The following is a 6853-nucleotide window of genomic DNA, read 5'->3' as shown; positions in this document are numbered from 1 at the left end:
CAGGTCCCCATGACCTTACCTGAGCGCTCTCCACTTCTCCTGGGGAAGTCCAGCCGGCGCCATCCCGCTGTTCGGCGGCGCGCCCGCCGACCCGGTGTACGTGCCCGACGCCGAGCGGCGCGCGTTGCAGCGCCTCACGCGCCGACGTGAGCGCCTGGAGGACGAGGTCGCCGCCATCAAGCGCCGCCTGCTCCATTTGGTGCGCTGGGCGTGCCCCGCCGTGGAGGCCGTGCTGCCGGATTTCCGGACCAGCCTGCCGCTCGCCGTGCTGCATGACCTGCTCGGCCCCGCGCGCATCGCCGGGATGCGGCAGGCGGCGCTGCTGCGGTTCGTCGCCGCGCGCGCCAGCGGCAACCATCCCCACGGCGGCCCCTTCGCCGAGAACTTGGTGGGCGGCCTCAAGGCGGCCGCGGCGGAAACACAACGTCTGCACGGGGCGGCCGTCGACCTCCCGCGGCTGCAACCCGAGGTCGCGCCCGAGGTCGACCGTGTCAACGCCGCCCTGATCCTCCCCAGAAGTGCCGAGGTGAATTTCCTCGGTCGGCCGGGTATGGTCAGCTGGCGATCTGCTCGGCGGGCCTGGCCTTGGGTGGCCGGCCTCGCCGGCGGGGCGGCATCGGCGTGACCGCCGCGGGTGGGCTGCGCAGGGTATCCGGCACGAGGCCGACGTGCTGGCGCGGCCGGTAGCTCGAGCCCTCGATCCGCACCACCACGGCGTGGTGCAGCAGCCGGTCCAGCAGCGCGGTGGCGACCACGGCGTCGCCGAACACCTCGCCCCACTCGGCGAAGCCCCGGTTCGAGGTCAGGATCATGGCGCCGCGCTCGTAGCGGGCGTTGACCAGCTGGAAGAACAGGTTGCCGTTGCCCGGGGTGATCGGCAGGTAGCCGATCTCGTCGACGATCAGCAGCGACGCCCGGCACAGGAACCGGATGCGCTCGCGCAGGCTCCCCTCCCGCTCGGCCCGGGCGAGCGAGGCGACGATGTCGGCGAGGCTGGCGAAGTAGACGCTGTGCCCGGCGCGCACCGCCTCGACGCCGAGAGCGATGGCGAGGTGGCTTTTGCCGGTGCCGGGCGGCCCGAGCAGGTGCACCACCTCGTGCCGGCCGACGAAGTCCAGCTGGGCGAGCGCCAGGATCCGGCTGCGGTCGAGCGAGGGCTGGAACGAGAAGTCGAAGCTGGACAGCGTCTTGACCGCGCCCAGGCGCGCCATCTGCAGCGCCGCCTTGATCCGCCGCCCCTCGCGCAGGGTCAGCTCCTCGGCGAGCAGGGCGTCGATCGCCTCCAGCGTGCCGATCTCGCCGCGCTCGAGCTGGCGCACGACATGGTCGAGCACCTCGAGCGCGCGCGGCATGCGCAGCCCGACCAGGTGGCGCCGCACCCGGTCCAGGGTGGCGGGTGCCGGAGCGTCGCCCCTCATGGCCCGGTGCCCTCCTCGGCCAGGCGCCGGGCGACCGCGGCGTAGAACGCGAGCGGCCGGCGCGCGACCGTCTCGCCCGGGCGGGCGGGGAGGACGGCGTCATCGCGGGGCGCCGCGCTGCCCGCGGCCGGCCGTGGGAGGCGGTGGCCGCCGGCGACCCGGCGCTGGCCGCTGCCCTCGAGCACGGGGTGGCTCGCGACCAGCCGGTTCTCCTCGAAGACGCGCAGCTCGTCGGCGAGCAGGTGCACCTCGACGGCGCGGCGGCGCGTGCTGTCCGGCACGCTGTAGAGATGCCGTCCACCGAGACCATGCCGTCGCGGGTGATCCGCCGCTCCAGGCGCAGCGTGGCCAGGAACGGGCCGGCCGGCAGCGGCTTGAGGCTGGGCCGCTCCTCGGCGAAGTGCCCGGCGACGACGCGGCGGGTGGTCGCGTGCAACCGAGTGTTGGCCACCTCGTCCAGCCACTGCCGGAGCTGGGCATTGAGGTCGTCGAGGTCGCGGAAGCTGCGGGCGAGGAAGAAGTCCTCGCGCACGTAGCGGAACGGCCGCTCCACCTTGCCCTTGCTTTGCGGCCGGTAGGCCCGGCACGCCTTGGGCAGGAAGCCGTAGTGGCGGGCGCACTCGAGCAGGGTCCGGTTGTAGGCGATCCCCCGCGTGTCCTCGCCGGTGACCGCGGTGCGCATGCGGTCGTACAGGATCTCGGCGGGCACGCCGCCGAGCGCCTCGAACGCCGCCGCGTGGCAGCGGAGCACCGTCGGCAGGTCCTGGTGCAAGACGAAGCGCGCCCACAGCATCCGGCTGTGCCCGAGCACGAGCGAGAACAGCCAGACGATGCGGACCACGCCGGGCTCGTCGGTGAACTCGGTGCGGAACTGGGCGAAGTCGACCTGCGCCTGCTGCCCGGGCGCGGTCTCGAAGCGCCGCTCGAAGCCGGACGCCGCGGCGGGCCGGATGTCGCGCAGGAAGTCGGTCACCCGGGTGTAGCCGCCCGTGTAGCCGAGGTCGCGCAGCTCGCGGTGCAGCCGCCGCCCGGTCAGCTCGGGGAAGGCCGCGACGCGCTCGCGCAGGTAGCGGCTGAACGGGTCCAGCAGCGTCGCCCGGGGCTGGCGCGGACCGTATACCGGCGGCTCCAAGCCGCGCTCGACGTATTTGCGCACGGTCTTGCGGTCGAGCCCCGTCCGCCGGGCGATGGCGGACACCGGCAGGCCCTGCCGGTGCAGGTCAAGGATCATGACGATCTCCCCAAGTCGGACCACCGACGCCGCTCCCGTGCAGGACGGCGGCAGCATCGGCGACCCATGGCCGGCCGACCGGGTCGATCCCGCCAGGTCAGCCCGTCAGCTCACCTGGGGAAATTTCCGTCGGCACCTTTGGGGAGTGTCGTCTCGGCGCCTGCAGACCGAGGGCCAGCTCTCCCGGCTCGGCCGCGAGATCGAGGCGCTCTACGGCAAGCTCCACCCGTCCGACGCCTTGCGCACGATCCCCGGTATCGGCGACGCCCTCGCCCCGCTCGTGCTCGGTGTGCTGCACGAAGCGCGCCGGTTCGCGGGCCTGCACCAACTCCGGGGCTTCTGCGGGTTGTTCCCGCGGACCGGCTCGTCCGGCGGGGCCGGCCGGCCAGGGCAGGCGATCACCCGGTCCGGCAACAACCGCATCAAGCGAGCGCTCCACCTCGCCGCCGACGCCGCGCGGCGGACCGATCCGGAACTCGCCGCGGTCTACTGGCGCCTGATGGTCCGGAAGGGCCGCCACCACAAGCGGGCCCTGTGCGCCGTGGCCACCCGGCTGGTGGACCGGATCGGCGAGGCGCCGCGCACCGGCGGAGCCCACGAGCTGCGCGACACGGATGGCGCGCCGGTCAGCGTCGCCGACGGCGAGGCCATCGCCGCCGCGCGGTATACCGTCCCCCCGGAGATCCGAAGCGCCCGGCGCCGATGCCATGCGGAAGTCGCCGCCTGACCCGAAAACGGGCTTGGCGGTCGGTAGGGGATCATCCGGCGACCGGCCTCGGCTACCTCGCCGCCCAGCGCGGCTGGAAGGTGCGGTCCACCGCCGCCGCCGACCTGGTGCCGCTGCTGGAGGCGGCGCAGCGCCAGGGGCGGCTGAAGGAGGTGCTGCACCGGGCGGTCAACACCTACCGCCTGCTGATCGTGGACGAGTTCGGCTACCTGCCCTTCGAACCCACGGCGGCGCACCTGCTGTTCCAGCTCGTCAGCCGCCGCTACGAGCGCGGCAGCGTGCTGGTGACGAGCAACCGGACCGTGGGCGACCGGGGCGTGGTGCTCGGCGATCCCGTGGTCGCCACCGCCATCCTCGACCGGCTGCTGCACCACAGCCACGTGCCGGCCATCCGGGGCGACAGCTACCGCCTGCGCGAAAAGCGCCGGTCCGGGCCGCTCAAGGCGACGCAGATCGCTCCAGACGCCACCGTGGCGGAGTAGAGGAGGTGGCCGGGTTTTCGATGTCGTTTGACACGCCTTACGGGTAGATCAGCTTTCAGCCGAGCGGCGGCGCCGTCCCGTGCTCCGCGCCCCCATCGACAACTCGATGCTCATCAGGTCGCCCGGCCGGCCCCCCTCCCAGACGGCGCGCGCATTTCAGGGCGCCCGCTCGCCGTCGGCCCGCACAGCGGTCATCGCCCGCACAATCCGGTCGGCCACCGCAGCGGGGGTCAGGGCGGCGACTCGCACCCGGGAAGTCGCGCCCATGGCAGCGATGCTGTCCGGCGCGGTGCGGAGCGCGCGCTCGAGCGCTGCGTCCTCGGAGGCCGCCGACAACGGGTCGAAGATCCAGCCCGTCTCTCCGTCGGTGACCAACTCCTCGACGGCCTGACTGTAGACGCTGCCGAGGACGGGCAGCCCCGCCGCCATGGCCTCGTTCACAACGAGCCCCCATTCGTCGGCGAGCGTTGGAAAGACCAGGATGTCGCATTGCGCGTAGACGGGCGGCAAATCGCTGTAGGGCAGGCTGCCGAGGAAGCGCTGCGTGAGATTCGGCGGCAGGTCCAGCGCTTCTAGTGTCCGCTGCAGGTCGCCTCTGCCCGCCCACCACATTTCCAGGACACGGTCGGGATGCTGTCTGGCCCGGTCTGCCAGAACCTTCATAAAGCCCAACACCCCCTTCAGGGCAACGATCTTGCCGACGTGGAGTAGCCGCAAAGGAGCGTCGGGCGGACGGTTTCGCGGCGCTCGCGCGAACATGTCGACGGGCACCGTCTGACTGACCCGGAAGATGCGCCGGTCGGGGACGCCGAAGCGGCCGAAGTAGCGCGCGCCGCTCTCGCCATTCGTGAGTACGCCATCAGCGACGCGCAGAAGGGCACGTCGCAACCCGCGTCGCACCGGCCCCCTGTTGCGCTCGGTCCAATCCGACACCGTTCCCCAGATGAGTAGCTTGGTCGACGGTCGGCCGAGCCGGTACATAGCCGCCTGCAGGCTGTGCGCGCCGAGCTGGCCGGAGAGCACAACGTCTGGACCGTACCGCCAGAGCTGGGGGAGCGTGTCATAAGGCAGATGTATCGTTTCTTCGCCGTGTCGGAGGCGAGAAATGGGTTTGTCGAGATCGCGATGGCGTCGATGGAAGGACAGGTTCCGCTGCACCACCACGTCCAGACTCCCCCATTCGATCGCCCAGTCCCGGTCCTTCTCCATCGGTGTCGAGATGAAGATCCGGAGTTCGGCGACGCGGTCGCGCAGCGCTTCCAAGAGTGGCACGCGGTAGGGAGGTATGAAGTTTGTCAGGAGCGCGACGCGCATGGGTAGACTCCGAACTTTCCGAGAAGCGCTGGTGAGGGGGCGGGATGCGCTAAGCCCTGCTGGCTTTAGCCGACCGATGGCACCCTCGGCCCCCGTCGTACCTGGTTGCGGCACTCTTCGGATGTCCCTCCTTTTTTCCCTGGCACGCGGCCTCGGCCGCCCGCGCGCCGAACCCCGACTGACGGATCGTCCGTGCAGTTCGCGCTCAGCCCCCAGCTCTCGGGTATCGCTGCCGGCGGGCGTCCCTCGGCGGAAGTTCCCGATCGACTCGCGGCGCACTGTGTCAGCCGGGCGAGCATCACCTCAGTGCCAAGAGCAACAAACCGGCCGTGACAGCGACATTGATGGACAGCAACGCGGCCGCGACGCCCCAGCTCATCACCCGCGCCCTGCGCAGCAGCCAGAGTTTAGCGGCGAGTAGCGGCAGGGCGCTGGCGACCAACCCGTATGCCGCACCGGTCGGGCCCGCCCGGTGGTAGCCGTTCGTGGCGGTGACGACGAGGATGGCCACCGCGGCCGGGTAGACGACAAGCCCCTCAAGCCAGGGCTGCGCCACCGAGGTCGAGAGCAACAGCGGCATCAGCCAACTCGCCACCGCCAGGGCCGGTATGGCGGCGATCAAGGTCTGCATCGCCGGCACCGCATCGGCGTAGCGATGCAAGAAGAAACCGATGAAGGGGCCACACAAGAGGATGCCCACCGCGCTGACGAAGCCGGCGCCCAGGGCGAGCCGCCCGAGGTCATACGCCAGCGTGCGGGAAATCGAGAAGGCGCCTCCGGCGGCGAAGCGGGTCGCGGCCCTCGGGTAGTAGAACTGGGACAACGAGCCGATGGTACCGACCAGCAGGTAGACGACATTCGCGCCGAAGGCGAACTGCCCGAACTCCTCCGGCGGCGCGAGACGCGATACCGTCCACCGGATGGCCGTCATGTAGAAGGCCCAAACGAGGCCGACGAGAAAGAGTGGCAGCCCCTGCCCGAGGAGGCTTGCCGCGCGTCGTAGGGTCGGGCGGTGCCGCGGGTCGGGCAGCATCCGCGATTGCAGCAGAGCCGCGAGCAACCCGTACCCGAGCGCCAAGGCCGCGAAGCAGCCGAGCACCCCGGCGGCAAGTAGGCCGACGGTCCGCATCACGAACAGCACAGCGCCCAACGCACAATTGCCGAGATTAAAGGTGCGGTGGTGGAGTTTGGCGCGATGCACGGAAAGGGGTCCGAGCGCCACCATGTAGGCCAGTCCGGCGGCGAGCGACAGGACGCCGGAGGCCAAGCCGAAGGGGAGCATTCCCCCGATCGACAGGCCAGTGAGCACCAGGCTGCCGCCCACCAGCGCGGTGCTGGCGATGCAAAGACGGAGCCAGAGGAGCGCCGAGACGAGGCGCGCGAGTTCAAGCTGCCGGCCCGCCCCGACCAGGGCCGGCACGCGGCGATCGATGAGTTGCGCCAAGCCGAAGTCGAGGATGATCCCGTATGCGTATAGCGTGACCACGAGGGCGTAGACGCCGAACTCCGCCGGCCCCAATAGCAGCGGGATGAGCAGGCCGAGGAGCGCGTTTGCGATCCTCAGCACGGGATCGAGGGCGTAGGGCGCCATCCGGCCCGAGCGATGGAAGGCTTTCCACAACGGCGAGCGGGGCTGGGTGGCGTTGGGTACCGTGGCCTGCGCGCCCTCTCCACTCATCCG

General features: G+C 71.2%; 6 protein-coding genes and 1 pseudogene. 3 read left to right on the top strand and 4 right to left on the bottom strand.

The genetic code is table 11. The features are described from left to right. Positions 1 to 100: 100 nt before the first annotated feature. A complete protein-coding gene (locus tag ABD067_RS20790; protein ID WP_343897309.1) occupies positions 101 to 625 on the top strand; it encodes a hypothetical protein in 525 nt (174 codons plus the stop codon). Here ABD067_RS20790 and istB read toward each other — a convergent pair. Both istB and istA read right to left on the bottom strand, forming a co-directional pair. After that, on the bottom strand, positions 555 to 1418 hold the full coding sequence (gene istB, locus ABD067_RS20785) for an IS21-like element helper ATPase IstB (RefSeq protein WP_343897308.1): 864 nt from the start codon (positions 1416 to 1418) through the stop codon (positions 555 to 557). The two genes, ABD067_RS20790 and istB, sit on opposite strands and share 71 nt — an antisense overlap. Next, a pseudogene (istA, locus tag ABD067_RS20780) lies at positions 1415 to 2673 on the bottom strand (IS21 family transposase). Before istA ends, istB begins: the two are co-directional and overlap by 4 nt. On the opposite strand from istA, the gene ABD067_RS20775 reads away from it, so the two are divergent. Continuing rightward, complete coding sequence (locus tag ABD067_RS20775) at positions 2648 to 3376, top strand: transposase (protein WP_343897307.1); 729 nt, start codon at positions 2648 to 2650, stop codon at positions 3374 to 3376. The pseudogene istA and the gene ABD067_RS20775 sit on opposite strands and share 26 nt — an antisense overlap. Further along, complete coding sequence (locus tag ABD067_RS20770; protein ID WP_343897306.1) at positions 3352 to 3858, top strand: ATP-binding protein; 507 nt, start codon at positions 3352 to 3354, stop codon at positions 3856 to 3858. The genes ABD067_RS20775 and ABD067_RS20770 overlap by 25 nt, the downstream gene beginning before the upstream one ends. A 156-nt stretch (positions 3859 to 4014) precedes the next feature. Here ABD067_RS20770 and ABD067_RS20765 read toward each other — a convergent pair whose 3' ends face one another. After that, entirely contained in the window at positions 4015 to 5172 is a 1158-nt protein-coding gene (locus ABD067_RS20765; RefSeq protein WP_343897305.1) for a glycosyltransferase family 4 protein, read from the bottom strand. A gap of 298 nt (positions 5173 to 5470) precedes the next feature. Beyond that, positions 5471 to 6850 carry a lipopolysaccharide biosynthesis protein gene (locus ABD067_RS20760; RefSeq protein ID WP_343897304.1) on the bottom strand — a complete coding sequence of 460 codons (1380 nt, stop codon included), beginning with the start codon at positions 6848 to 6850 and terminating at the stop codon, positions 5471 to 5473. Between the last annotated feature and the right edge of the window lie 3 nt (positions 6851 to 6853).

Source organism: Craurococcus roseus (assembly GCF_039523795.1).
Lineage (GTDB): Bacteria > Pseudomonadota > Alphaproteobacteria > Acetobacterales > Acetobacteraceae > Craurococcus > Craurococcus roseus.
This window is presented reverse-complemented; position numbering and strand designations above follow the sequence as displayed.

Excerpts from the sequence above, each read along its gene's own strand:
- ABD067_RS20775 (WP_343897307.1), top strand. The coding sequence starts at position 2,648 with ATGACGATCTCCCCAAGTCGGACCACCGACGCCGCTCCCGTGCAGGAC.
- istB (WP_343897308.1), bottom strand. The coding sequence starts at position 1,418 with ATGAGGGGCGACGCTCCGGCACCCGCCACCCTGGACCGGGTGCGGCGC.
- ABD067_RS20760 (WP_343897304.1), bottom strand. The coding sequence starts at position 6,850 with ATGAGTGGAGAGGGCGCGCAGGCCACGGTACCCAACGCCACCCAGCCC.
- ABD067_RS20770 (WP_343897306.1), top strand. The coding sequence starts at position 3,352 with ATGCCATGCGGAAGTCGCCGCCTGACCCGAAAACGGGCTTGGCGGTCG.
- ABD067_RS20765 (WP_343897305.1), bottom strand. The coding sequence starts at position 5,172 with ATGCGCGTCGCGCTCCTGACAAACTTCATACCTCCCTACCGCGTGCCA.